This is a genomic window from Bradyrhizobium sp. UFLA06-06 (genome assembly GCF_054820065.1).
Map to the genome: position 1 here is coordinate 167,984 of NZ_JADFUD010000001.1, position 24,336 is coordinate 192,319.

Genomic DNA, 24,336 nt, shown 5'->3' on the forward strand with positions numbered 1-24,336 from the left:
CGCGCTACGCGCTCCTCAGGGTGACGGTGATAGTACGCGTCGATCCATCCACGTCATTGCGAGCGAAGCGAAGCAATCCATCGCTCCGCAAGCGGAGACGTCGCTATCGCTCCTCGCAATGACGGCGGTGCGACGCGTCACAGCCTCTCGAGGTGACAGTGAGTTCGCGGGGACTGGGAACTCTACGCCTGCTGCTTCAGCTTCTGCAAGGCATCGCGGACGTCGGGATCGAGGCCGGTGCCGCCGGAGTCGAGATGGGCGAAGATCTGCTTGCGCATCCGCGGATCCCAGAACTTCCAGATGTGCTCGGAAATGCCCTGCACGGCGCGGTCGCGCCCCTGGCTCTGGAAGAATTTTCCGATCTGGTTCGCCATATAGACCAGTTTGTCAGGCGACGACGACATAAGCGGACTCCTTGCCGGCCACCGCGCCTGTGACGCGTTCCGGATGCGTAAAGATTTCAAATCCATCGGCGCGAGCGATCGCGGCGAGCGTGATGCCGGCGGCATCCGCCATCCGCACCGCAAGCGCGGTCGGCGCTGACACCGCGGCGATCAGCGGCGCGCCGATCGCGGCGGTCTTCTGCACCATTTCGACCGAGACGCGGCTGGTCACCAGCACGATGCCGTCACTTGCGACGACCTTGTCGCGCGCCAGCGCGCCGGCGAGCTTGTCCAGCGCATTGTGGCGGCCGACATCCTCGCGCAGCGCCACGATGCCGCGCGCGGCCGTCCAGAACGCCGCGGCGTGCACGGCGCGGGTCTGGTGGTTGATCTCCTGCAGCGGCGCGACCGCCGCCATCGCCACCATGATCTCGCGCGGCGAGAAGACGCGACCTGCGCGCACCACCGCGGCCGGCCGGACCGCCTCGCTGATGGAATCGAGTCCGCACAGACCGCAGCCGGTCGGGCCGGCGATGTTGCGCCGCCGCTCGGCGATCCGCTCGGCCCTGTCGGGCCTGAGCCACATCCGAAGCTCGATGCCGTCATCGAGCTCGACGATGTCGAGGTTCTCGATCTCGTCGGCCGATTGCACGATGCCTTCGCTCAGGCTGAAGCCAACCGCGAAGTCGCCGAGGTCCTCGGGCGAGCCCATCATCACGGCGTAGGTGCCGCCATTATAGGTCAGCGCCAGCGGCGTCTCCTCCGGGATCAGGCGCGCGCCGTCGCTGAAGACGCCGTCGCGCCAGACCTTCCGTATCGCCTTGTGGACCGGTTCGCGCATCGCTACTCCGCGGCTTCCACCACCGGCGCGATGCGGCGCGAATGGCGGGCCTGCTCGTCATAGGCCTTCTGCCAGTCGGACGGACCGTTCGACGGCGAGATCTGCACGGCCGTCACCTTATACTCCGGACAGTTGGTCGCCCAGTCCGAGAAATCGGTCGTAATGACGTTGGCCTGGGTGTCCGGGTGGTGGAAGGTGGTGTAGACCACGCCCGGTGCCACGCGGTCGGTGATCTCGGCGCGCAGCGTCGTCTCGCCGGCGCGGCTCGTCAGCCGCACCCAGTCCCCGTCGCGCACGCCGCGCTGCTCGGCGTCGTGCGGGTGAATCTCCAGCCGATCCTCGGCGTGCCAGACCACGTTCTCGGTACGCCTCGTCTGCGCACCCACATTGTACTGGCTGAGGATGCGGCCGGTGGTGAGCAGCAGCGGATAGCGCGGGCCGGTGCGCTCGTCGGTCGCCACATATTCGGTGACGATGAACTTGCCCTTGCCGCGCACGAAGCCGCCGATATGCATGATCGGCGTGCCCTCAGGCGCCTTCTCGTTGCACGGCCACTGCACCGAGCCGAGTTCGTCGAGCTTGGCGTAGGAGACGCCGGTAAAGGTCGGCGTCAGCGCCGCGATCTCGTCCATGATCTCCGACGGGTGGTCGTAGTGCATCTCGAATCCCATCGCCTTGGCGAGCAGGATCGTCACCTCCCAGTCGGCATAGCCGTTGCGCGGCGTCATCACCTTGCGGACGCGCTGAATGCGGCGCTCGGCATTGGTGAAGGTGCCGTCCTTTTCCAGGAAGGTCGAGCCGGGCAGGAAGACGTGAGCGTAGTTCGCGGTCTCGTTCAGGAAGAGATCGTGGACGATGACGCATTCCATCGCCGACAGCGCCGCCACCACATGCTTGGTGTTCGGATCGGATTGCAGGATGTCCTCGCCCTGCACATAGAGGCCCATGAAGGTGCCTTCGATCGCGGCATCGAACATGTTGGGGATGCGCAGGCCCGGCTCCTTGTTGAGCTTGACGTTCCACATCGCCTCGAACTGCTCGCGCACGGCATCGCCGGAGATGTGGCGATAGCCGGGCAGCTCGTGCGGGAACGAGCCCATGTCGCAGGAGCCCTGCACGTTGTTCTGGCCGCGCAGCGGGTTCACGCCGACGCCGGGCCGGCCGATATTGCCGGTAACCATCGCGAGGTTGGCGATCGCGATCACCGTGGTCGAGCCCTGGCTGTGCTCGGTGACGCCGAGCCCGTAATAGATCGCGCCGTTGCCGCCGGTGGCGTAGATCCGAGCCGCCTCGCGCAGATCCTTCGGATCGACGCCGGTCATGATCGCGGTCGCTTCGGGGCTGTATTTCTCCTGGGCGACGAAGGCCGCCCATTCCTCGAACTCGCTCCAGTCGCAGCGTTCGCGCACGAAGGTCTCGTTGACCAGCCCTTCGGTGACGATGACGTGGGCGAGCGCCGTGACCACCGCGACGTTGGTGCCGGGCATCAGCGGCAGATGCAGCGCCTTCACATGCGGCGATTCCACCATCTCGGTGCGGCGCGGATCGATCACGATCAGCCTGGCGCCCTGGCGCAGTCGCTTCTTCAGCCGCGAGGCGAACACTGGGTGGGCGGAGGCCGGGTTGGCGCCGATCACCATGACGACGTCGGTGTCTTCAACCGAATCGAAATCCTGCGTGCCGGCCGAGGTGCCGAAGGTCTGCGACAGGCCGTAGCCGGTCGGCGAATGACAGACGCGGGCGCAGGTGTCGACGTTGTTGTTGCCGAAGCCGCCGCGGATCAGCTTCTGCACCAGATAGGTTTCTTCATTGGTGCAGCGCGAAGACGTGATGCCGCCGACCGCGTCGCGGCCGTATTTCTGCTGGATGCCCTTGAACTTGGCGGCGGCGAAGTTGAACGCCTCGTCCCACGACACTTCCTGCCAGGGATCCTCGATCCGTTCGCGGATCATCGGCTTCAGGATGCGCTCCTTGTGGGTGGTGTAGCCCCAGGCGAAGCGGCCCTTGACGCAGGAATGGCCGCGATTGGCCTTGCCGTCCTTCCACGGCACCATGCGCACCACTTCCTCGCCGCGCATCTCGGCCTTGAAGGCGCAGCCGACGCCGCAATAGGCGCAGGTGGTGACCACCGAATGCTCGGGCTGGCCGATCTCGATCACGGATTTCTCGGTCAGCGTCGCGGTCGGGCAGGCCTGCACGCAGGCGCCGCAGGACACGCATTCGGAGCCGAGGAAGCTCTCGCTCATGCCGGGCGAGACGCGGCTGTCGAAGCCGCGGCCGGAGATCGTCAGCGCGAAGGTGCCTTGCACTTCCTCGCAGGCGCGCACGCAGCGCGAGCAGACGATGCACTTCGAGGGATCATAGGTGAAGTACGGATTGGATTCGTCCTTTGGCATCCAGTTGTCGTTTTCGCAGCCGTGCGCCGTATTGTTAGGAGTCTTGGCGAAGACGTGGTTCTCGCCCTCATAGCCGTAGCGCACGTCGCGCAGGCCGACGGCACCCGCCATGTCCTGCAATTCGCAGTCGCCATTCGCGGCGCAGGTCAGGCAGTCCAGCGGGTGGTCGGAGATGTAGAGCTCCATCACGCCCTTGCGCAGCTTCTTCAGCCGCTCGCTCTGGGTGTGCACGACGAGGCCGGGCATGACGGGCGTCGTGCAGGAGGCCGGCGTGCCGGCGCGGCCCTCGATCTCGACGAGGCAGAGCCGGCAGGAGCCGAAGGCGTCGACCATGTCGGTCGCGCAGAGCTTCGGGATCTGGGTGCCGGCTTCCATCGCCGCGCGCATGATCGAGGTGCCCTCGGGCACCGTGATCTGATTGCCGTCGATGGTCAGCGTGACCATCGCCTCGGATTTGGATTTGGGCGTGCCGAAATCGGTTTCCTGGATCAGCGACATCGTGATTTCCTTGCTATTCCGCGGCCTGCAGGTGGGCCGGTGCGGGACCTAGATCTCCGCCGAAATCTTCCCGGAAGTGTTTCAGTGCGCTCATCACGGGGTAGGGCGTGAAGCCGCCGAGTGCGCACAGCGAGCCGAATTTCATGGTGTTGCAGAGGTCTTCGACAACGGCGAGGTTTTCCGCCACGCGCTCGCCATTGATGATCTTGTTGATGGTCTCGACGCCGCGGGTCGAGCCGATCCGGCACGGCGTGCACTTGCCGCAGGATTCGACCGCGCAGAATTCCATCGCAAAGCGGGCCTGCTTCGCCATGTCGACGCTGTCGTCGAACACCACGATTCCGCCATGGCCGATCAGGCCGTCGCGCGCGGCGAACGCCTCATAGTCGAACGGCGTGTCGAACAGCGTGCGCGGGAAGTAGGCCCCGAGCGGGCCGCCGACCTGCACCGCGCGGACCTCGCGTCCGGTGAAGGTGCCGCCGCCGATCTCGTCGACGAGTTCGCCGAGGGTGACGCCGAAGGCGGTCTCGAACAGCCCGCCATATTTGATGTTGCCGGCGAGCTGGATCGGCATCGTGCCGCGCGAGCGGCCCATGCCGAAATCGGCGTAGGCCTTGGCGCCGTTGTCGAGGATGAAGGGGATCGCCGCGAACGACAGCACGTTGTTGATCACGCTCGGGCGGCCGAACAGGCCCTTATGCGCCGGCAGCGGCGGCTTGGCCCGCACGATGCCGCGGCGGCCCTCGAGGCTTTCCAGCAGCGAGGTTTCCTCGCCACAGACATAGGCGCCGGCGCCGACGCGCACCTCGAGATCGAACTCATGGGCGGAGCCGCCGATGCGCTTGCCGAGCAAGCCGGTGCGGCGGGCCGCCACGATCGCCGCGTTCATCGCTTCGACCGCGTGCGGATATTCCGAGCGGATGTAGATGTAGCCCTTGGTGGCGCCTACCGTGATACCTGCGATCGTCATGCCCTCGATCACGACGAAGGGGTCGCCTTCCATGATCATGCGGTCGGCGAAGGTGCCGCTGTCGCCTTCGTCGGCGTTGCAGACGATGTATTTGCGGTCGGCGCTGGCCTGCGCCACGGTCTTCCACTTGATGCCGGTGGGGAAGCCGGCGCCGCCGCGGCCGCGCAGACCGGACGTCGTGACGTCGGCGAGGATCTGGTCGGAGGTCAGCGTCAGCGCCCGCTCCAGACCCTTGTAGCCGCCATGGGCGCGGTAGTCATCGACCGAGCGCGGATCGATCACGCCGCAGCGGGCGAAGGTCAGCCGGGTCTGGCGCTTCAGCCAGGGAATCTCGTCCGTGACACCAAGCCGCAGCGCGTGCTGGCCGCTGCCGGCCATCGCCTCGAGCAGAGACGGGACGTCCGCCGGGCTGATCGGGCCGAACGCAACGCGGCCTTGTGCGGTCGCCAGCTCGACCATCGGCTCCAGCCAGTACAGGCCGCGCGAACCGGTCCTGACGATCTCGAGCGGCGCGCCGCGTCCTGCTGCGGCCTGCTCGAAGGCGAGGGCGACATCGTCGGCACCGACGGCGACCGCGCCGGCGTCGCGGGGAATGAAGATTCGCATCGTCATCGCTGTGCCTCCGCGACCAGCGCGTCGATCCGCGCTTCATCTAGCCGGCCGACCACGCGGCCATCCAGCATCGCCGACGGCGCGGTGGCGCACAGCCCGAGGCAGTAGATCGGCTCCAGCGTCACGCGGTCATCCGCCGTGGTATTGCCGAGGGCAACGCCGAGCCTGGCTTCCGCGCGCGCCGCCAGCGCGTCGCCGCCGGCGGCCTGGCAGGCCTCGGCGCGGCACAGCTTGAGGACGTGGCGTCCGGCGGGTTGCTTCCGGAAATCGTGGTAGAAGGTGAACACGCCGTGCACCTCGGCGCGCGACAAATTGAGCGCCTCCGCCACCATCGGGATCGCCGGCTCGGGCACGTAGCCGAAGGCTTCCTGCAGCGCGTGCAGGATCACCAGCGTGGCGCCTTCAAGCCCGGCATGCTCGGCGATGACTTCAGCGCCGCGCGCCTTGTCCCAAGGTTCGTATCCCACCGTCATCAGCGCTTCTCACGATCAGTTTTTTGCTTCGCACATGAGAGTTGGAATCCTTCGAAACATCAATAAAGCTGTCTCATGCGGCGATTGCGAAACGCGATTAATAGCGCTGTCGAATGGATCGATCCGGGATCGCAATAATGTTCTGGAATCACGCACTTCCGGGGCGCTTTGGATTTCGGGATCGCACCCGGATCGTGCTACCTATGGACGTGTTGGGCTGCCGCTTGGGGCGCCGTTTTCCGAAGGGATTTGAACCTTGATCGACAAGCTGGAACTTCTGCTGGCGCTGGCCAAGGAGCGGCATTTCGGCCGGGCCGCGGAGGCGTGCGGCGTCACCCAGCCGACGATGTCGACCAGTCTCAAGCAGCTCGAGGAAATCCTCGGCGTCATGCTGGTGCAGCGCGGATCCCGCTTCCAGGGCTTCACGCCGGAAGGGGAGCGGACGCTGGACTGGGCGCGGCGCATCGTCGGCGATGCGCGCGCGATGAAGCAGGAGATCAACAGCCTCAAGGACAAGCTGTCGGGCGAGATCAGGATCGCGGCGATCCCGACCGCGCTCGGCATGGTGGCCTCGCTGACCACGCCGTTCCGGGCGCGCCATCCCGACGTGCGTTTCCGTATCCAGTCGTGCACGTCGGCCGACGTGCTCGGCCTGCTCGAGAATCTCGAGGTCGATGCCGGGCTGACCTATATCGAGAACGAGCCGATCGGCAAGGTCCGCACCATCCCGCTCTACAATGAGAGCTATCGTTTGCTGACGGCGCCGGATGCGATGTTCGGCGACCGCAAGCAGGTGACGTGGAAGGAAGTCGGCACCGTGCCGCTCTGTCTGCTCACGCCCGACATGCAGAATCGTCGCATCATCGATCGCGCGCTGACCTCGGTCGGCGCGGAGGCGACGCCGACGCTGACATCGAACTCGCTGCTCGTGCTCTACACCCATGTGAAGACCGGCCGCTGGGCCAGCGTGATGCCGGCCAAGCTCGCCGAGACGCTCGGCCTTGCGGATGCCGTGCGCAGCATTCCGATCATCGATCCGGTCGTGGACTACAGCATTGGCCTCGTGATCCCGCAGCGCGATCCGATGACGCCGCTGATCGCAGCCTTGGTGCAGGTCGCACGCGAGGTCGCGCCGACGCTCGAGAGCGCGTAGCTCCCGGCATTCTCTCGCAGCCTTTCCGCCGCGGTTCCGGCACAGCAGCGACCACGCGTTGTGTGCTTGCGTTGAAGCAAGTCCTGGTGTTCAGCCGGCCGACAATCTTCGCTTGCTCGCAGCAAAGATGGAACTCAGCGCCGGCTCGGCGGTTGCATTGCGGCGTCCCGGTCAGCGAGCAGGAGCTGCTTTGAATCGTCGCCAGTTACTCCACGGATCGGCCATGTTGCCGACACTCATGTTCTTGCCACAGCGCCAGGCCGCCGCCGCAGCGAGCGCGACGGACGCACCCTTCAACCCCGCCATGGTCAGGGAGCTTGCGCGCAATCTCGCCAGCAAGTCGTTCGAGGCGCCGGACGAGAAGTTGCCGAACGGCCTGACGGACCTGAACTACGACCAGTACCGCACGATCCGCTTCACGTCCGAGCGCGCGCTGTGGCGCGGCGCGAAGCTGCCGTTCGAGGCGCAGTTCTTCCACCGCGGCTTCTTCTACAAGAACAAGGTCAACATCTTCGAGGTCGCCGACGGCAAGGTCAGCGAAGTCAAGTACAGCAAGGACATGTTTTCGTTCGGCGAGACCGTGCCTGACTTCACCGAGACCGACCTCGGCTTTGCCGGATTTCGGATCCACGCGCCGATCAACAAGCGGGACTATTACGACGAGGTCTGCGTCTTCCTCGGCGCGAGCTATTTCCGCGCCGTCGCCAAGGACGAGACCTACGGCCTGTCGGCGCGCGGCCTGTCGATCGATACCGGCGAGGCCAAGGGCGAGGAGTTTCCGTTCTTCAAGGCGTTCTGGCTCGAGCGCCCGGTGCCCAACGCGACCTCGCTGGTCATTCACGCCTTGCTCGACAGCAAGAGCTGCGCGGCAAGCTACCGCTTCACGATCAGGCCTGGAGCGACCACGGTGTTCGATGTCGAGGCATCGCTCTATCCGCGTGCCGATCTCGAGCATGCCGGCCTTGCGCCGATGACAAGCATGTTCTTCTTCGGGCCCAACGATCGCAACGAGGTCGACGACTTCAGGCCGTCCGTGCACGATTCCGACGGGCTTGCGATCTACAACGGCAAGGGCGAGAGCCTGTGGCGGCCGCTGAGCAATCCGCGCGACCTCCAGATCAGCACGTTCCAAGACGTCAATCCGCATGGCTTCGGGCTGATGCAGCGCGAGAAGAATTTCTTCGCCTATCAGGACATCGAATCGCGCTTCGAGAAGCGTCCGAGCCTGTGGGTCGAGCCGATCGGCGACTGGGGCGAGGGCGCGGTCATCCTGTTCGAGATCCCGACCAAGGAAGAGATCCACGACAACATCGCCGCGTTCTGGCGGCCGAAGGCGCCGCTCAAGGCCAAGAGCGAGACCAACTTCACCTATCGCCTGCATTGGGGACCAGATGCGCCGAAGCCGCACTCGCTCGCGCGCTTTACGCGCAGCGGCATCGGCGCCCATGGCGAGAATAGCAAGCTGTTCGTGCTCGACCTGTTCGGGGACAATCTGAAGGGGATCGATCCCAATAGCGTCAAGGGCGTCGTGACGGCCGAGAAGTCCGAGATCACGAACGTCGTCACGCAGCCGAATCCGAATACCGGCGGATGGCGGCTCAGCTTCCAGTGCGCCGTCAAGAAGGACCCGATCGAGCTGCGTGCGCATCTGGCGCAAGATGACAAGCCGCTCTCCGAGATCTGGGTCTATCGATGGGCGCCATAGTCACGTCGCCTCAGTCCGACGTCGCCGCGGCGGCGGACGGCTTCCTGCCGCAAGAGAGCCCGCTTGCGATGTCGGCGGCCGATCTCGCCCGGCCGCCGCATGCGGTGAGCAAGCCAGTGTCGGTCGGCGCGGGCATGTTCATGCGCCGCGCGTTCGTCCTGCTGTTGACGGCGGCGCTGACCGGTGCCGGCGCCTACGAGATGTACATGGTGGTCCAGGTCGGCGGCGTGACGATCATGGAAGGCATTGTGCTGGTGCTGTTCGTCGCGCTGCTCGCCTGGATCGCGTTTTCGTTTGCGTCGGCGCTCGCCGGCTTCTTCGTTCTGCTTCGGCGCAACGGCAATGCCTTGCCGATCCGCGACGATGGTCCGTTGCCGCAACTCGCGAGCCGGACCGCGGTGCTGCTCCCGACCTACAACGAGAACCCGCATCAATTGATGGCGCGCCTGCACGCCATCTACGAGTCCGTCGAGGCGACCGGGCAGGGCGACAGCTTCGACTGGTTCGTGCTCAGCGACACCCGCGATCCCGATATCTGGATCGCCGAGGAACGGGCGTTCCTCGAACTGTGCGAGGCCTGCGGCGCGCAGCGGCTGTTCTACCGCCATCGCGCCGACAATACGGCGCGCAAGTCCGGCAATGTCGGCGAGTGGATCACGCGGTTCGGCGGCGCCTACCGGTTCATGATCGTGCTCGACGCCGACAGCCTGATGTCGGGCGACACCATGGTGCGGATGGCGCACGCCATGGAGACCAATCCGCAGGCGGCGCTGCTGCAGACGCTGCCGGTCATCGTCAACGCGCGCAGCCTGTTCAGCCGGCTGCAGCAGTTTGCCGGCCGGCTCTACGGACCGATGGTCGCCGCCGGCGTTGCGTGGTGGCACGGCTCCGAGGGCAATTATTGGGGGCACAATGCCATCATCAGGATCGAGGCATTTGCGCAGCAGGCGGGCCTGCCCGAGCTCTCCGGACGCAAGCCGTTCGGCGGACACATCCTGAGCCACGACTTTGTCGAGGCGGCGCTGATGCGGCGCGCCGGCTGGGGCATCTACATGGCGCCGATGCTCGGCGGCAGTTTTGAGGAGGTGCCGCCGTCGCTATTGGATTTTGCCGCGCGCGACCGGCGCTGGTGCCAGGGCAATCTGCAGCATCTCGCCGTGCTGAGGACGCGCCGCCTGCACTGGATCTCGCGGCTGCATTTCATGACCGGGATCGGCTCCTACATCACCGCGCCGCTCTGGCTGTCGTTCCTGCTGCTCGGAATCCTGATTTCGTTGCAGGCGCGCTTCATTCGCCCCGAATATTTTCCGAAGGGCTTTTCGCTGTTTCCCAACTGGCCGGCGCAGGACCCGGTGCTCGCGGCATGGGTGTTTGGCCTTACCATGGCGCTGCTGATCGTGCCGAAGCTGCTCGGCTTCCTCCTGTTGCTGACACGGTCGGACACGCGCCGGCAATTCGGCGGCGGCTTCCGGGCGCTGACGGGCGTGATCGCCGAGGTGCTGATCTCGGCGATGATCGCGCCGGTCATGATGGTGTTCCAGTCGATCGCCGTCGTCGAGATCCTGCTCGGTCGGGATGCCGGCTGGCAGACACAGCGGCGCGACGACGGCGCGGTCGAACGGCGCGAGCTCTATCGGAAGTACGGCGTTCCGACCGCTTGCGGTGTCGCGATGGCGATCAGCGCCTGGGCGGTGTCGCTGCCGCTGCTGCTGTGGATGTCGCCGGTGATCGTTGGCCTCTTGTTTGCGATCCCGATCGGCGCCTGGACTGCGAGGCCCGCGATGCACGCGCTGTTCGTGACGCCGGAGGAAGCTAAGCCGCCGCGCGTGCTGGTCCGCGCCAATGAGCTGGCGGCGTCGCCGGCACCTGCGTCGGCCCCCGCGCTCGCGACGCTGCGGCAGGATTCCGACCTGCTGCATCGCCATCTCTCGTCGCTGCCGCCGGTGCGGCGCGGCGGTCCGGGCGAGATCGATCTTCACCTCGCGGTGGCGCGGGCGCGGATCGAGGCAAGCGACAGCTTCGACCAGGCAGTCCGCCATCTCACGCCTCGCGAGACGCTGGCCGTGCTCGGTGATGCCGCGCTGCTGGAAGGGGTGCTTGCGAAGTAGTGGGGGGCGTCAGGCCGCTTCCGGCAGCTTCGTCTGCAGGGACCGCGGATCGCGGGGCAGCGTGACCCGCACGACGGTGCCGACGCCGAGCTTGGAGCGCAGCCGCATCGAGCCGCCGTGCAGATTGGTGAGCGAGCGCGCGATCGCAAGTCCGAGACCGGAGCCCTGGTAGCTCTTGGTGAGCTGGCTCTCGACCTGCTCGAACGGCTTGCCGAGCCGGCGCAGCGATTCCGGCGCGATGCCGATGCCGCTGTCGGCGATCAACAGCACGATCGAGTCGTCCAGCATCTGGCCGCGCACCAGCACGCGGCCGTGGTCGGGCGTGAACTTCACGGCATTGGAGAGCAGGTTGACGATGATCTGCTTGACCGCGCGGCGGTCGGCGACGACCGAGATCGTGCTTTCGATATCCGATTCCAGCGACAATCCCTTGTGCTCGGCGCGGCCGGAGACCACCCGCAGCGACTCCGCGAGGATGCCGGAGAGGTCGAGCGGCTCCATGTCGAACTTCATGCGGCCGGCCTCGATCTTGGACATGTCGAGAATGTCGTTGATCACCTCGAGCAGGTATTTCCCCGACGTCAGGATGTCGTGGCAGTACTCCGCGTACTTGTCCGAGCCGAGCGTGCCGAACAGGCCGCTGCCCATGATCTCGGAGAAGCCGATGATGGCGTTGAGCGGCGTGCGCAGCTCATGGCTCATATTGGCGAGGAATTTCGACTTCGCGGCGTTGGCGTCCTCGGCGCGGGTCTTTTCCTGCGAGTATTTTTCGGCGAGGTCGGCGAGCTCGACGGCCTGCCGTTCCAGCTCGGCTTGCGAGCGCTGTAGGTCGATCACGGTGGCGCGCAGGCGCAGGTCGTTGTCGACCAGCTTCTGCTCGTGCGCCTTGATGCGGGTGATGTCGGTGCCGACGGAGACGTAGCCGCCGTCCTTGGTGCGGCGCTCGCTGATGTGCAGCCAGCTGCCGTCGTCGAGCTGGGCCTCGAAGGTGCGGGCGCCGGGCGCCGGCACGCCGCTCTCGTGCAGGCGGGTGCGCACCTCGGGCATGCTGCCGACCTCGATCACGGTCTCGTAGGAGGTGCCGGGGCTGACGGCGGAATCGGGCAGCTTGTGCAGCCGCTGGAAGTGCGAGTTGCAGAGCACGAGGCGGTCGTCGGCATCCCAGAGCACGAAAGCCTCGGGAATGGTCTCGATCGCATCGCGCAGTCTGAGATCGGCTTCCACCGACTTCTCGGCGAGGCTCTTCTGCTCGGTGATGTCGACCGCGATGCCGATCAGATGCAGGCCGCCGTCGGCGGCGGCGTGGCTGAGCTCGCAGCGCACCCGCAGCCAGATCCAGTGGCCGCCGACATGGCGCATGCGGAAGCTCTGGTCGATGTGATCGATCTTGCCCGAGATCAGCTGGTCGGCGATGTCGAACAGGTTGATGTCGTCGGAATTCACCAGCGCGTTGACCTCGCCGAAGGTGAGGAGGTCGTTGCGGGTGTCGAGGCCGAGCAGGGTGAACATCGACTGCGACCAGAAGATCCTGCCGCGCGACAGGTCCCAGTCCCACAATCCGCAGCGGCCGCGGTTGAGCGCGGTGTCGATGCGGCCGCGCACGGCGTCGTTGATCAGGTCGCCCTCGCGGGCGCGGGTCGATTGCCAGTGGAACGCGAAGCCGAGGATCAGCACCACGAAGCTCGTGGTCGCCGACAGCGTCACCGAGAGCGCAGCGTCCGATCCCCAGATCGGCTCGTTCATCTCCTGGATCACGACGACCTGGCCGGGTAGCGACTTGACGAGCTGCGAGATCGCCAGCGCGCCGGTGCCACCGGGCAGCGTCATGTCGCTGACCGTGCCCTGCTGGCCGGGCGCGACGAGCAGCTGCGCGGTGGAGACGATGTCGAGGATGCGGTCGTTCTCGCCGGCGCCATCGACCGGCACGCGCGCCAGCACGCGGTGATCGGCGCTGGTGATGATGACGTGGCGGCCATAGGCGATGCCCCAGGACGGGATCAGGTCCGGCAGCAGTTCCTGCATCCGCTCGATGTTGGCGAGCCGGTCGCGCCGCACCGAGGTCAGGCGATCGAGACGTTCGGCGAGGATGTCGGAGAGCGCGGCAAGGTCGCGCTTCATCGCGCCGCGCTTCTGCCGGTTCTGGTCGATCACCTGGACGAAGGCGCCGAGGCAGATCGTGATGAGGAAGGCGATGATGAGGGTAGGGACAGCGCGGCGCAGTGCAGGCTCGGCCGTCAAGAGCCTGTGATAGGCCGGTTTCGCGATCGACTGCGCCAATCCCTTGATCGAATCGGATTGGACGCACGCGTTCGCTGCATGCGCGCGCGCCATGCCTTAGACCCCCGCTCTAAGCTGATTTTTTACCCGGTTCGGATGCTCCCCACGATGCATCCGAATCATGATCATTTGAATCCAGATTTCCGGGACTGTCGAGAGTCAACGATTCGTTAATGCGAAATAATTCTTGTCCAAAACAGAATCAGGCGGCGCAAAGTGAGTCCGAAACAGGAACGGCTCCGTAGAATTACGCGCGCGTCGGCTCGGCGTGACTGATCACACGCTTCACGGTGGGGAACGCACGACGCAGTTTGCGTTCGATCTCGTCGACGCTTTCGTGCACCTTGATCACACTCATCGAAGGCCGGGCGCGGCAATGGAAGTTGACGATCTCGCCGGCGTCGGTGTTACGGACCCGCACGTTGTGGATGTCATGGATCGCGCCGCCATCGGCAAAGCCGGTCAGCGCCGCCTTGATGGCCTCGACGCGATCGGGCGCGGCGTTGGTTCCCCACGGCAGTTCCGGCTCGAGCGGCTCGATATGGGAGTCGACCTCGACGTCCTCGCCAAAGTCCTCGCGGATCGCGCGCTCGAGCTCGTGGGCGATGTCGTGCGCCGCGTCCAGCGCCATGTCGCCGTCGACCTCGAGGTCGATGCCGACGATCAGCTTGCCGCCGATATCGTGCACCGTGACGTGGTGGATGGCGAGGCCGGAATTGCGCGCGATCACCATGATGCGTTCGCGCACGCTCTCATTGTCGCGCGCCACCGGCACCGCGGTGAAGGTGAGGTCGGCGTCGCCGAACGTCTTGGTCACCGCCGCCTGCGCCCTGCGCTTGATGTCCTCGACGCGGTCGATCGGGTAGGTGCGCGGCACCTTGGCGATGGCATCGATGAAATGCGTGGCGCCGACCATGCGGACGCGCAACCGGTCGACATCGACCACCCCCGGCACGGCCTTGATAGCGGCGGTGGCCTTTTCCAGCGCGCCTTCGGGCGCGCGGTCGAGCAAAGTCTCGACCGTCTCCCGCGCCATGCGCAGGCCGAGCAGGGCGATCATCACCGCGACCGCGATCGCCGCCGCGGCATCGCCCCACCAGAAGCCGAAGCCGGCCAGCACCAGGCCGACGATGACGGCGGTCGAGCCCATCACGTCGGAGGCGAAATGCAGCGCGTCGGCGGCCAGCGCCTGGCTCTTGGTGTCGCGCGCGGCGCGGTGCAGCGCGCGGGCCCGCCACAGATTGACGCCGATATCGATGACCAGAACGACAAAGGGAATGGCCGATATCGACGGCGGCGGCGCGCCCTCGCGCAGATGGCTGTAGGCCTGGACCAGGATGCCGCCGGCCAGCACATAGAGCAGCGCGATGATGCCGAGCGCCGAGACGCTCTCGAACTTGCCGTGGCCGTAATGATGCTCGGCATCGGCCGGCTGGTCGGACACCCGCACCACCGCCCAGGTGATGATGGTGGCGACCAGGTCGATCGACGAGTGCAGCGCCTCGGAGATCAGCGCCAGCGATCCGATCGCGATGCCGACGACGAACTTCGCCACCGCCATGCTGCCGCTGGCGAGGATCGAGATCGCGGCGACGGATGTCTTGGTGGAGGGTGCGCTGGTCTTTGAAGAGCTCATGGGCGGCGGTGTAGCAGGGAGTTGGTGAACATCAAGTGTCATTCGCCACGCGCAATCGCCACTCAGTTGCAATTGCATCCTTGCGCCAAAATCATGCCGTCGTCCTGGCGAAAGCCATGACCCATAACCACAGGGTTGTGTTGTTGAAGTGAGCTGGTGCAATTGCATCGCCTCATGACTCGCATTCGGGGTAATGGGTCCTGGCTTTCGCCAGGACGACACTGGATGTGTTGCGCAGCGAAACACATCAGTTGTTTCCGCGCGGTAACGTGAAGTTTCGCTTCGCTCTACCCATCCTACGGACCCGCCGGGTTGTTATCCGAAGCCGGCACTTGCTATTTAAAGACCAATCGGTCTATATATCGGCAATGAGCCGCCAAACCGCCATGCAGTCGCCCCGTGGGCGCCCGCGAAGCTTCGACATGGAGGCCGCGGTCGAGCGCGCCATGAATGTGTTTTGGTCGCGCGGCTATCACGCCACGGCGCTGCCGGACCTGCTGCGTGCGACGAAGCTCTCGCGCGGCAGCCTTTACGCCGCTTTCGGCGACAAGCACTCGCTGTTCCTGCGCGCGCTCGATCGCTACATTGCCGATGCCCTGACGCGGATGGATGATGAACTCGACCCCCGCAGAGATCCGGTCGACGGCCTGCGAGCCTACCTTGCCGGCTACGTTGAACGCGCGTGCGGTGCCAATGGCCGGCGCGGCTGCCTGTTGGTGGCGACGGCGATGGAACTGGCTGGCCAGGATGCTGAGGTTGGCCGTCGCTTCGCGAGCTTCTTCAAGATCATGGAGGCCAGGGTGGCGGACGCATTTTCCCGTGCGGAGACCGCGGGCAGATTGGCCGATGGCGTCGAGCCTTCGAGTGCCGCCCGAATTCTGATCTGTTTCCTTTGGGGGCTGCGCGTGGTCGCCAAAACGGCGCCGGCGCGCACCACGTCGCAAGCCACTGCCGACGCGCTGCTCGATCGCTTCATCGAATAAGCAACTGTTGGAATGACCCTTGATGTCCTCTGGACGTCTGCGCGATCGGCGCGCCGATATATGGACCGATCGGTCTTGAAAGGAAAGATTCCATGTCCGCCATCCAGATCGTCTGCGCGGTGGCCGTTCCCTTGCTCTGGGGTTATCAGTTCGTGGTCATCAAGGTCGGCGTCACCGAGTTTCCGCCGCTGTTCTTCCTCGCGCTGCGCTTCCTGGCCATCGCGCTGCTGCTTGTTCCGTTCGTCAGAAGGCCGACACGCCAACAGTTCGGCCCTGTCGCGGCTATTTCGGTTTTCCTCGGCGGACTGAACTTCGGGCTGTTCTATGTCGGCCTCGGGCTCGGCTCGGGAAGCATGTCGGCGGTCGCCTATCAACTCGCTCCGCCCTTCACCGTGCTGCTCGCCTGGCCGCTGCTCGCGGAGCGGCCGTCGCTCATCACATCCGCCGGCGTGGTACTGGCGTTCGTCGGCGTGGTGGTGCTGGCGGCGGGGCCGGGGCTGTCGGCAAACGCGCTGCCGCTGCTGCTCGTGGTTGCCGCTGCCTTCGCATTCGCGGTGTCCACCGTCCTGACGAAACGCTACGGCCCTTTTGATCCCCTGATGCTGATGGGGTGGTCGTCGCTGCTCACCGTGCCGCAGGTGATGTTGATGTCGCTGTTGCTGGAATACGGACAGCTGGCGAGCCTTGGCACTGCGGATCAACGGGGCTGGCTGGCGCTCGCCTACACCGTCTTCATCGGTGGCATTGTCGGGTTCGGCCTGTGGTTCTGGCTGATCGCCCGCTGCTCCATGGCCCGTGTCGCCCCCTTCGGTCTGCTGCTTCCGGTGTTCGCCTTGATCTCGAGCGTGCTGTTCCTTGGCGACCAGGTGACCCCGAAACTGGTTGTCGGCGGACTGCTCGCGATCTCCGGCGTCGCCATCACGCAGGTGAGACCGAGCACGTAGGGCGGACCAACGCGGTAGCTGTAGGATGGGTAGAGCGAAGCGAAACCCATCATCTCGCTGCACGGATACATCGATGGGTTTCGCTTCGCTCTGCCCATCCTACGCAGCCGTGCGCGCCGAGTACAGCGTCACCACGATCTTGCCGAGGTGACTGTTGCTTCCGTGTGTTCGGACGGCTTGCCGATGTCGGCGAATTTGTAGATTTGGTCGATCGGCAGATGCAGCTTGCGCGCCTCGACCGCGGGCCAGATGTCCTTGCGCACCTTGCCGAAGATCGCGCGGATCTCCCTGATCGAACGGGTGCGGAAGGTGACGCCGATATGCTGGTCATGCGCTGTCGAAGACAGCTCCATTCAGTCATTTTGCTGACGCATTCTCTGTCTTAGTCGGGCGAGAAACTGAAAACGCTGTGTGAGAACCGCCTGGTTCTCATAACGGTTCCGTCGCCGGAATTGGCACGAATCCGCAAGGAATTGGCACGAGTTAGCGCCTCCGCGTTCGCTTGACCATGTTTTGCGGCATCGGGAACCGGAAGATCGAAGAAAATCAATCAAGGAGTTATGATGCTGTTCGGCTCGAGCGCCGCGATTTGCGGCGCCCTGGTTGCGCTCGCCTTTTCTGGCACCGCTGCTCGAAGTGAAATCGCTGCGGTTCATTCAAGCGCCGTCGTCAATGCCGCGTGCGGGGATGCAATCGTTGGCGCGGCATCCATGTACAATCCGTTCAAGCCCGGCAAGGAGGAGGGCGGTCCGAGCACAGCCTCCGGCGAGCGCTATGATCACTCGGTCTGGGCGGCCGCCATCAAGACGAGTTTGCGTCGGAAGTTTGGTGGGGTCCAATTTGGCGCGAGGCCGAAATATGCCCTCGTCGAGGCTGTCGGCAAGAAGGTTATCGTGAAGATAAATGACGTGGGGCCGCTACGGCCTGGCCGCATCATCGACCTCAATGAGCGGACGATGCGCTACTTCGATCCAAGCCTGGAGCTTGGAGTCATTGGTGGCGTAAAGGTCAGCCCGCTTGCGGGGGACTATTGGATTCCCGGACCGGTCGGTTGAACACCGTACGCGAAGAGCCAGGACATCGCACGTAGCAGGCGCGGATCAGCCCACCGGGTCCGCGCGAAGCGCGGTCCGATGACAGGCTCCGGCATCATCCGCCGTTGCATCTGGCGAATGATGGCGGATTGCGCTTCGCTGATCCGCCCGTCGTTCGCAATGACAATGACAATCGCCGGAGCCTGCTGCTACAGCGTCACCACGATCTTGCCGAGATGCTTGTTGGCTTCCATGTGTTCGAACGCCTTGCCGATGTCGGCGAATTTGTAGACCTGGTCGATCGGCAGCTGCAGCTTGCGTGCCTCGACCGCCGGCCAGATGTCCTTGCGCACCTCCTCGAAGATCGCGCGGATCTCCTCGATCGAGCGGGTGCGGAAGGTGACGCCGATATACTGGATGCGGCGCGCCGCATGCAGGTCGAAGTTGAAGTCGCCATGGGTGCCGCCGAGCCGGCCGACATTGACGATGCGGCCCTTGACCTTGGTCGCCTTGAGGTTCTGGTTCGCGACCGGTCCGGAAACCTGGTCGACGATCAGGTCGACGCCTTCGCCTGATGTCGCCTGCAGCACCTGATCGACCCAGCCGGGATCCTTCGAATCCACCGCGAGATCGGCGCCGAACTCCTTCAGCCGGCCGCGGCGCATCGCGTCGGTCGATGAGCCCACCACGAGCCTGGCGCCCTTCAGCTTGGCGATCTGCATCGCCATCAGCCCGACGCCCGAGCTTGCGCCCTGGATCAGCACGGTCTGGCCCGGCTGCAGCGCGCCATTGGTGACGACGGCGTTGTGCATGGTGGCGAGCGCGACGGGCAGGGTTGCGGCCTCGTCGAAATTCATGTTCGAGGGCGCGCGGAACAGCCGGCCGTGATCGGCCAGCGTGTATTCGGCGAATGCCGCGCCGCCGGAGCCCATGATCTTGTCGCCGACCTTGACGCCTTTGGCATCGGGGCCGAGCTCGGCGACCTCGCCGGCCCATTCCATGCCGAGCACGGTGCCGACGCCACCGGCCGCGCCGTGGACATGGCCCTTGGTCATGCCGAGATCGGCGCGGTTCAGCCCGCAGGCATGGACCTTGACCAGCACCTGGGTGCCCTTCGGCACGGGCTTCGCAACGTCGGTGATTTCAGGGCCGTTGGCTCCGTAGACATAGGCTTTCATGGGGGCATTCCCTTCGGTCTGAATCCTCATGGTGAGGAGCGCGTCTTCGCGCGTCTCGAACCATGAGGCCCGACTGTGGCCTCATCCTTCGAGACGCTTGCTTCGCAAGCTCCTCAGGATGAGGAGATCAAGCTCCTCAGGATGAGGAGATAGAGCCGCGCGCGATCAAATCGCTTATTCCGCGGCCTGGCGCTTGGCGCCGGACATCATGGCTTCCAGCCGCTCGCGGATGATCGCTTCCGCTTCGTGGACGATGCGCGACACCAGCTCGGCGCAGGACGGAATGTCGTGGATCAGGCCCTGCACCTGGCCGGCCGACCAGATGCCTTCGTCGGCATCGCCTGACGCGTAGACCATCTTGCCGCGGGCGCCGGCGACCAGCTCGCGCACGTCCTCGAACTTGGCGCCTTCCTTTTCCATCTGCACGACCTTGGTCGAGATCGCGTTCTTGGCGACGCGCGAGGTGTTGCGCATGGTGCGGAAGATCAGCTCGGTCTCGCGCTCGTCATTGGCGACAATGCGTTCCTTCACGAGTTGGTGGATCGGGCTCTCCCTGGTGCACATGAAGCGCGTGCCCATGTTGATGCCTTCGGCGCCGAGCGCGAGCGCAGCGACCAGGCCGCGCGCATCGCCGAAGCCGCCCGAGGCGATCATCGGGATCTTCACCTTGTCGGCGGCGGCGGGGATCAGGATCAGGCCGGGGGTGTCGTCCTCGCCGGGATGGCCAGCGCATTCAAAGCCGTCGATCGAGATCGCGTCGGCGCCCATCCGCTCGGCGGACAGCGCGTGGCGCACGCTGGTGCATTTGTGCAGCACCTTGATGCCGTGCTTCTTGAACTCGTCGACATGTTCCTGCGGCTTGTTGCCGGCGGTCTCGACGATCTTGATGCCGCTCTCGATGATGGCTTGGCGGTATTCGGCGTAGGGCGGCGGCTTGATCGCGGGCAGAATGGTCAGGTTGACGCCGAACGGCTTGTCGGTCAGCTCGCGGCAGCGCGCGATTTCCTTGCGCAGATCGTCCGGCGTCGGCTGCGTCAGCGCGGTGATCATGCCGAGTGCGCCGGCATTGGCGACGGCCGCAACCAATTCGGCGCGCCCGACCCATTGCATGCCGCCCTGCACGATCGGGTGGTCGACGCCGAACATCTCGGTGAAACGTGTCTTGATCATTCTGCCCTCGTTTCCATCGGTATTTTCCGTGACGCGGACGGCGGCGCACGGTGTTGTTATGGGATGTCGAGGGAAGGATGCAGTCCTGTCCGGCAATTGTCTACCGGCGACCTGCGGCGCGCCCATGCGGAAATGACAGGCCGCGGCGGTCAGGCGAGGGCGGGACGGAAATCTTTCGTCATCTGTTCAGGCGCTCGTGATCGAACACGCAGCGCCTGGCTGAGAGCGAGGCAAAGAAGGCGCTTGTTACGCCGGCACGGCGTCTTTCTTCGACGCGGCGGTCTCCTCGTCGAACGCGGCGGCGATGTCGCGCATGCTGACGACGCCGATCAGGCTGTAATTGTCGATGACCGGCACGTGGCGAATGTGGTGCTTGGTCATGAGATGACGGATGTGCTCGAGCGTGTCGCTCGATGTGCACGAGACCAGCTGCTGCACCGAGACGAATTGCGACACCTTCATGCTCGCGCCGGCCGCACCGTGCTCGGCGATCGCGCGCACCACGTCGCGCTCGGTGAACATGCCGACGGCGGTGTTGCCCTCGGTGCGAACGACATCCTTGACCACGAGCGCGCTGATATTGCTGGCGCGCATCAGTTGCGCGGCAATCGCGACGGTCTCGTTCATGCGCACCGTGGCGACGCGGGGGGTCTTCTTGCGCAGGATATCTCCGACTTGCATGGCAACCTCCTTGGTTATCGTTGACTGGAGTCTGGTATACAAAATGCCAATTGTCAACGTGACTGTCACAGAAATCTACCATCAGGAAACGTCTTAAATAGGCAGGTTTGCTGACGTTTCCGACGATTGTGAGCGACGAGGGCGATCTGCTGCACTAAGCGTTCTGGTATCTGGCATCCCTGTCTCGGCAAAAGAAACTTGGCAAAAGAAAAGAGGCGCACCGAAATGCGCCTCCATCAGTCTCCGGGGAAATGTCGGGACCAAGCGGTCCTGATCGGGTGGTCTTTAGCCAAGCCGTCCTGTTAAGCCGTCTTGTCAAGCCGTCTTGTCAAGCCGTTTTGGCGCTCGTCGCGGTCTCTTCCGCGGCGGCAACCTCGTTACCGTTGATGAAGGCGCGGCGCATCGGCTTGATCACGAACAGCGCCATCAGCGCCGCGGTGGCATTGAGGGCGACCGCGATCACGAACACCGCCTGCCAGCCGTAGCTGGCGGCAACGATGCTGGCGGCAGGCACCAAGAGCGCTGCGGTGCCCTTCGCGGTGTAGAGCATGCCGTTGTTGGTGGTCGCGAACTTCGAGCCGAAGGTGTCGCCGCAGGTCGCCGGAAACAGCGAGTAGATCTCGCCGAACACGCCGAAATAGACCGCGGTCGCCAGCACGAACACCACCGGGTTGTGACCCCAGGTGGACAGCGTGAGCAGCATCAGCGCGCCGGTGCCGAACGCGATGAACATGGTGTGCTCGCGGCCGATATTGTCGGAGACCCAGCCGAAGAACGGCCGTCCGAAACCGTCGAAGATGCGGTCGAGCGAGATCGCAAATGTCAGCGCGGCCATCTGGAAGCCGGCGAGCGTGACCGGCGTGTTCGCGATCTTGTAGTCGTGCGCGATCGGTGCGATCTGCGCCGCCGCCATCAGGCCGCCGGCGGCGACCATCACGAACACCAGATACATCACCCAGAAGATCGGGCTGCGCAGCACCTGCGGCGGCGTGAAGTCGACCTTGGTCTGCGGCAGATTGAGCTGCTTCTTCTTCGGCGGGATCGAGACCGCGGGCGGCTGGATGAAGAAGGCGAGCAGGAAGACGATCAATCCCTGTCCGATGCCGAAATCGAAGAACGCAGTCTGATAGCCGCTCGCGGCGATCATCTTTGCAATCGGCACCACGGTGAGCGCGGCGCCGGCGCCGAAGCCGGCCGCGGTTGCGCCGGCGGCGAGGCCGCGGCGATCGGGAAACCACTTCAGCGCGTTGCCGACGCAGGTGCCGTACACCGCGCCGGCGCCGATGCCGCCGAACACCGCGGCGGTGTAGAGCAAGGCGAGCGAGTCGGCATAGGAGTTCAACACCCAGGCGAGCGCGATCATGATGCCGCCGAACATGATGACGAGCCGCGGGCCGTATTTGTCGACGAACCACGCCTCGACCGGCACCAGCCAGGTCTCGGTCACCACGAAGATCGTGAAGGCGAACTGGATCGCCGCGCGGCCCCAGTGGTGCGCGCCGTCGATCGGATCGACGAACAGCGTCCAGCCGTATTGCAGGTTCGCGATCATCGCCATGCAGACGATGCCCATGACGAGCTGCAGCCAGCGGAAGCCGCTGGACGAAGGTTGAGCTTGTGTGACGGCAGTATTGCTGGAAACCATCAAGTCCTCCCGAGCGCGCTGGTCTTGTGACCGAGTGTCGCAATTATTGTGGCGTATCGTCGCAAGCGCGGCGGAAGTTGGTATACTATATTCCAGAAAGCAAGCCCTTCATTCTGCTGCAATGCAGCAAATCTGCCCTTCGACGTGCCGCTCCGGACGGCCTCTTCCCTAACGGCAAAATGAAAAGCGCCCGGCTTTTGGCCGGGCGCTTCGCAAGCGATGGTGGAGGGCGGTTGCTTAAGCCGTAGCCGAGGACTTCGCGACCACGATTTTTCGCCAGGGCTTGAGCAGGGCGATCGCGAGCAGTGAGGCGAGGATGTTGGCGCCTGCCGCGATGATGAACACCTTGTCCCAGTTACCCGACGATTGCTGCATGTAGTTGGCGATCGGCACCAGCAGCGCCGCGGTGCCCTTCGCGGTGTAGAGCAGGCCCGCATTCGTTGTTGCGAACTTGGCGCCGAACGTATCGGTGCAGGTCGAGGGGAACAGCGAGTAGATCTCGCCCCAGGCAAAGAACACGAAGCCCGAGAGCAGCACGAACCAAACCGGGTCGTGTCCCCAGAGGTAGAGCATCCAGATGCCGATGCCTTCCATGCCGAAGGCGATGAACATCGTGTTCTCGCGGCCGATCATGTCGGAGATCCAGCCAAAGAACGGACGCGTCAGACCGTTGAGGACGCGGTCGATGGTCGCCGCGAAGGTCACGGCCGTCATCGTCACTGCCATCAGCGTGACCGGCACGCTGTCGACCTTCCAGTCGACCGCGATCGGCTTCAGGTTCGCCGTCACCATCAGGCCCCCCGCGCCGACGATCACGAACATGAAGTACATCAGCCAGAAAATCGGCTGCCGCAGCACTTCGGTCGGCTGATAGTTGCGCCGGGTCTGGATGATATTGGCGTTCGCCACGACGGCCGGCACCTGTCCGGCCTTCGGCGCCAGCAGGAAGAAGGAGAGCAGCACGATGATGATGCCCTGGCCGAGACCGAAGTAGAGGAAGGTGGTCTGGAAGCCGGAGTCCTTGATCATCGCCTGGATCGGCGCGACCGTGAGCGCCGAGCCCGCGCCGAAGCCGGCAGCGGTGATGCCCGCGGCAAGTCCGCGTTTATCCGGAAACCATTTCAGCGCATTGCCGACGCAGGTGCCGTAGACGCCGCCGGCGCCGATGCCTGCGATGATCATGCCGAGATAGTAGCCGTTCAGTGTCGTCGCCTGCGCGTTGATCGCCCAGCCGAGCGCGCAGAGGATGCCGCCGACCAGCACGACGATGCGCGGACCGTATTTGTCGACGAACCAGCCTTCGACCGGCACCAGCCAGGTCTCGAACAGCACGAACAGCGTGAAGGCCCATTGGATCGATGCGCGATCCCATCCGAATTTCTTCTGGATGTCGGGGACGAAGAACGTCCACCCGTATTGATAATTTGCGATCATCACCATCGCGGCGACGCCGATCGCGAGTTGCGTCCAGCGATAGGTGTCGCTGACACGCGCGGCCGCAGGGGCCGCAGTTGCCTGAACCATGTCCGACATAGATCCTCCCAGTGCGCCCCTTGTCGTTGCTTATGAGCGCGCGACGGCCATCTTGGTATCCGATATGCCAAGGTTCAAGCTGTCGCAGGGGCAGCGCGCGCTTATGCCGCACAGGA

General features: G+C 64.8%; 19 protein-coding genes. 6 read left to right on the forward strand and 13 right to left on the reverse strand.

Annotated elements, in window-relative coordinates:
• Positions 1 to 182: 182 nt before the first annotated feature.
• Genes IF803_RS00735 through IF803_RS00755 form a run of 5 tightly spaced genes read right to left on the reverse strand, consistent with a single transcriptional unit; the run spans position 183 to position 6,173 of the window.
• Positions 183 to 404, reverse strand: coding sequence for a formate dehydrogenase subunit delta (locus IF803_RS00735; protein WP_461190942.1), 222 nt, complete (start codon positions 402 to 404; stop codon positions 183 to 185).
• Positions 388 to 1,224, reverse strand: a complete 837-nt coding sequence (gene fdhD, locus IF803_RS00740; RefSeq protein WP_461190943.1) for a formate dehydrogenase accessory sulfurtransferase FdhD — start codon at positions 1,222 to 1,224, stop codon at positions 388 to 390. Before fdhD ends, IF803_RS00735 begins: the two co-directional genes overlap by 17 nt.
• 2 nt (positions 1,225 to 1,226) lie before the next feature.
• On the reverse strand, positions 1,227 to 4,118 hold the full coding sequence (fdhF, locus tag IF803_RS00745; RefSeq protein ID WP_461190944.1) for a formate dehydrogenase subunit alpha: 2,892 nt from the start codon (positions 4,116 to 4,118) through the stop codon (positions 1,227 to 1,229).
• Between the two features lie 13 nt (positions 4,119 to 4,131).
• Complete coding sequence (locus IF803_RS00750; RefSeq protein WP_461190945.1) at positions 4,132 to 5,700, reverse strand: formate dehydrogenase beta subunit; 1,569 nt, start codon at positions 5,698 to 5,700, stop codon at positions 4,132 to 4,134.
• The gene (locus IF803_RS00755; RefSeq protein ID WP_461190946.1) at positions 5,697 to 6,173 is read right to left on the reverse strand and encodes a formate dehydrogenase subunit gamma; all 477 of its coding nucleotides are present in this window, start codon (positions 6,171 to 6,173) and stop codon (positions 5,697 to 5,699) included. Before IF803_RS00755 ends, IF803_RS00750 begins: the two co-directional genes overlap by 4 nt.
• A 256-nt stretch (positions 6,174 to 6,429) precedes the next feature.
• On the opposite strand from IF803_RS00755, the gene IF803_RS00760 reads away from it, so the two are divergent.
• The 3 genes from IF803_RS00760 (at position 6,430) to mdoH (ending at position 11,139) form a co-directional block, all read left to right on the forward strand.
• The gene (locus tag IF803_RS00760; protein ID WP_028345254.1) at positions 6,430 to 7,326 is read left to right on the forward strand and encodes a LysR family transcriptional regulator; all 897 of its coding nucleotides are present in this window, start codon (positions 6,430 to 6,432) and stop codon (positions 7,324 to 7,326) included.
• A gap of 238 nt (positions 7,327 to 7,564) precedes the next feature.
• Complete coding sequence (locus IF803_RS00765; RefSeq protein ID WP_461191056.1) at positions 7,565 to 9,031, forward strand: glucan biosynthesis protein G; 1,467 nt, start codon at positions 7,565 to 7,567, stop codon at positions 9,029 to 9,031.
• Positions 9,019 to 11,139, forward strand: a complete 2,121-nt coding sequence (mdoH, locus tag IF803_RS00770) for a glucans biosynthesis glucosyltransferase MdoH (protein WP_461190947.1) — start codon at positions 9,019 to 9,021, stop codon at positions 11,137 to 11,139. The genes IF803_RS00765 and mdoH overlap by 13 nt, the downstream gene beginning before the upstream one ends.
• 9 nt (positions 11,140 to 11,148) lie before the next feature.
• Here mdoH and IF803_RS00775 read toward each other — a convergent pair whose 3' ends face one another.
• Both IF803_RS00775 and IF803_RS00780 read right to left on the reverse strand, forming a co-directional pair.
• Positions 11,149 to 13,470, reverse strand: a complete 2,322-nt coding sequence (locus IF803_RS00775) for a sensor histidine kinase (RefSeq protein ID WP_253587337.1) — start codon at positions 13,468 to 13,470, stop codon at positions 11,149 to 11,151.
• A 193-nt stretch (positions 13,471 to 13,663) separates the two neighbouring features.
• The gene (locus IF803_RS00780; RefSeq protein WP_461190948.1) at positions 13,664 to 15,052 is read right to left on the reverse strand and encodes a cation diffusion facilitator family transporter; all 1,389 of its coding nucleotides are present in this window, start codon (positions 15,050 to 15,052) and stop codon (positions 13,664 to 13,666) included.
• A gap of 386 nt (positions 15,053 to 15,438) precedes the next feature.
• Here IF803_RS00780 and IF803_RS00785 point away from each other — a divergent pair, with 386 nt between their 5' ends.
• Both IF803_RS00785 and IF803_RS00790 read left to right on the forward strand, forming a co-directional pair.
• On the forward strand, positions 15,439 to 16,035 hold the full coding sequence (locus IF803_RS00785) for a TetR/AcrR family transcriptional regulator (RefSeq protein ID WP_461190949.1): 597 nt from the start codon (positions 15,439 to 15,441) through the stop codon (positions 16,033 to 16,035).
• 92 nt (positions 16,036 to 16,127) lie between these two features.
• On the forward strand, positions 16,128 to 16,979 hold the full coding sequence (locus IF803_RS00790; protein ID WP_461190950.1) for a DMT family transporter: 852 nt from the start codon (positions 16,128 to 16,130) through the stop codon (positions 16,977 to 16,979).
• A 128-nt stretch (positions 16,980 to 17,107) separates the two neighbouring features.
• Here the strand turns inward: IF803_RS00790 and IF803_RS00795 are convergent, their stop codons facing one another.
• On the reverse strand, positions 17,108 to 17,332 hold the full coding sequence (locus tag IF803_RS00795) for a hypothetical protein (protein WP_028345247.1): 225 nt from the start codon (positions 17,330 to 17,332) through the stop codon (positions 17,108 to 17,110).
• Between the two features lie 207 nt (positions 17,333 to 17,539).
• On the opposite strand from IF803_RS00795, the gene IF803_RS00800 reads away from it, so the two are divergent.
• Complete coding sequence (locus tag IF803_RS00800) at positions 17,540 to 18,034, forward strand: septal ring lytic transglycosylase RlpA family protein (RefSeq protein WP_304499480.1); 495 nt, start codon at positions 17,540 to 17,542, stop codon at positions 18,032 to 18,034.
• 188 nt (positions 18,035 to 18,222) lie between these two features.
• Here the strand turns inward: IF803_RS00800 and IF803_RS00805 are convergent, their stop codons facing one another.
• From IF803_RS00805 to oxlT (IF803_RS00825), 5 genes are all read right to left on the reverse strand, one after another.
• Entirely contained in the window at positions 18,223 to 19,191 is a 969-nt protein-coding gene (locus tag IF803_RS00805; protein WP_461190951.1) for a zinc-binding dehydrogenase, read from the reverse strand.
• 174 nt (positions 19,192 to 19,365) lie between these two features.
• Positions 19,366 to 20,361 (reverse strand): NAD(P)H-dependent flavin oxidoreductase, encoded by a 996-nt coding sequence (locus tag IF803_RS00810; protein WP_168858126.1) that lies wholly within the window; start codon positions 20,359 to 20,361, stop codon positions 19,366 to 19,368.
• A 246-nt stretch (positions 20,362 to 20,607) separates the two neighbouring features.
• The gene (locus tag IF803_RS00815; protein ID WP_028331534.1) at positions 20,608 to 21,042 is read right to left on the reverse strand and encodes a CBS domain-containing protein; all 435 of its coding nucleotides are present in this window, start codon (positions 21,040 to 21,042) and stop codon (positions 20,608 to 20,610) included.
• A 328-nt stretch (positions 21,043 to 21,370) separates the two neighbouring features.
• Positions 21,371 to 22,687 (reverse strand): oxalate/formate MFS antiporter, encoded by a 1,317-nt coding sequence (gene oxlT / locus IF803_RS00820; RefSeq protein ID WP_028345244.1) that lies wholly within the window; start codon positions 22,685 to 22,687, stop codon positions 21,371 to 21,373.
• A gap of 237 nt (positions 22,688 to 22,924) precedes the next feature.
• A complete protein-coding gene (gene oxlT, locus IF803_RS00825; RefSeq protein WP_304499483.1) occupies positions 22,925 to 24,220 on the reverse strand; it encodes an oxalate/formate MFS antiporter in 1,296 nt (431 codons plus the stop codon).
• Between the last annotated feature and the right edge of the window lie 116 nt (positions 24,221 to 24,336).

Coding starts and splice junctions, on each gene's coding strand:
- IF803_RS00810 (WP_168858126.1), bottom strand. CDS start 20,361: ATGATCAAGACACGTTTCACCGAGATGTTCGGCGTCGACCACCCGATC.
- IF803_RS00790 (WP_461190950.1), top strand. CDS start 16,128: ATGTCCGCCATCCAGATCGTCTGCGCGGTGGCCGTTCCCTTGCTCTGG.
- mdoH (WP_461190947.1), top strand. CDS start 9,019: ATGGGCGCCATAGTCACGTCGCCTCAGTCCGACGTCGCCGCGGCGGCG.
- IF803_RS00800 (WP_304499480.1), top strand. CDS start 17,540: ATGATGCTGTTCGGCTCGAGCGCCGCGATTTGCGGCGCCCTGGTTGCG.
- IF803_RS00765 (WP_461191056.1), top strand. CDS start 7,565: ATGTTCTTGCCACAGCGCCAGGCCGCCGCCGCAGCGAGCGCGACGGAC.
- IF803_RS00805 (WP_461190951.1), bottom strand. CDS start 19,191: ATGAAAGCCTATGTCTACGGAGCCAACGGCCCTGAAATCACCGACGTT.
- IF803_RS00755 (WP_461190946.1), bottom strand. CDS start 6,173: ATGACGGTGGGATACGAACCTTGGGACAAGGCGCGCGGCGCTGAAGTC.
- fdhF (WP_461190944.1), bottom strand. CDS start 4,118: ATGTCGCTGATCCAGGAAACCGATTTCGGCACGCCCAAATCCAAATCC.
- IF803_RS00775 (WP_253587337.1), bottom strand. CDS start 13,470: ATGGCGCGCGCGCATGCAGCGAACGCGTGCGTCCAATCCGATTCGATC.
- IF803_RS00795 (WP_028345247.1), bottom strand. CDS start 17,332: ATGGAGCTGTCTTCGACAGCGCATGACCAGCATATCGGCGTCACCTTC.
- IF803_RS00735 (WP_461190942.1), bottom strand. CDS start 404: ATGTCGTCGTCGCCTGACAAACTGGTCTATATGGCGAACCAGATCGGA.
- oxlT (WP_304499483.1), bottom strand. CDS start 24,220: ATGTCGGACATGGTTCAGGCAACTGCGGCCCCTGCGGCCGCGCGTGTC.
- fdhD (WP_461190943.1), bottom strand. CDS start 1,224: ATGCGCGAACCGGTCCACAAGGCGATACGGAAGGTCTGGCGCGACGGC.
- IF803_RS00785 (WP_461190949.1), top strand. CDS start 15,439: ATGCAGTCGCCCCGTGGGCGCCCGCGAAGCTTCGACATGGAGGCCGCG.
- IF803_RS00780 (WP_461190948.1), bottom strand. CDS start 15,052: ATGAGCTCTTCAAAGACCAGCGCACCCTCCACCAAGACATCCGTCGCC.
- oxlT (WP_028345244.1), bottom strand. CDS start 22,687: ATGGTTTCCAGCAATACTGCCGTCACACAAGCTCAACCTTCGTCCAGC.
- IF803_RS00750 (WP_461190945.1), bottom strand. CDS start 5,700: ATGACGATGCGAATCTTCATTCCCCGCGACGCCGGCGCGGTCGCCGTC.
- IF803_RS00815 (WP_028331534.1), bottom strand. CDS start 21,042: ATGCAAGTCGGAGATATCCTGCGCAAGAAGACCCCCCGCGTCGCCACG.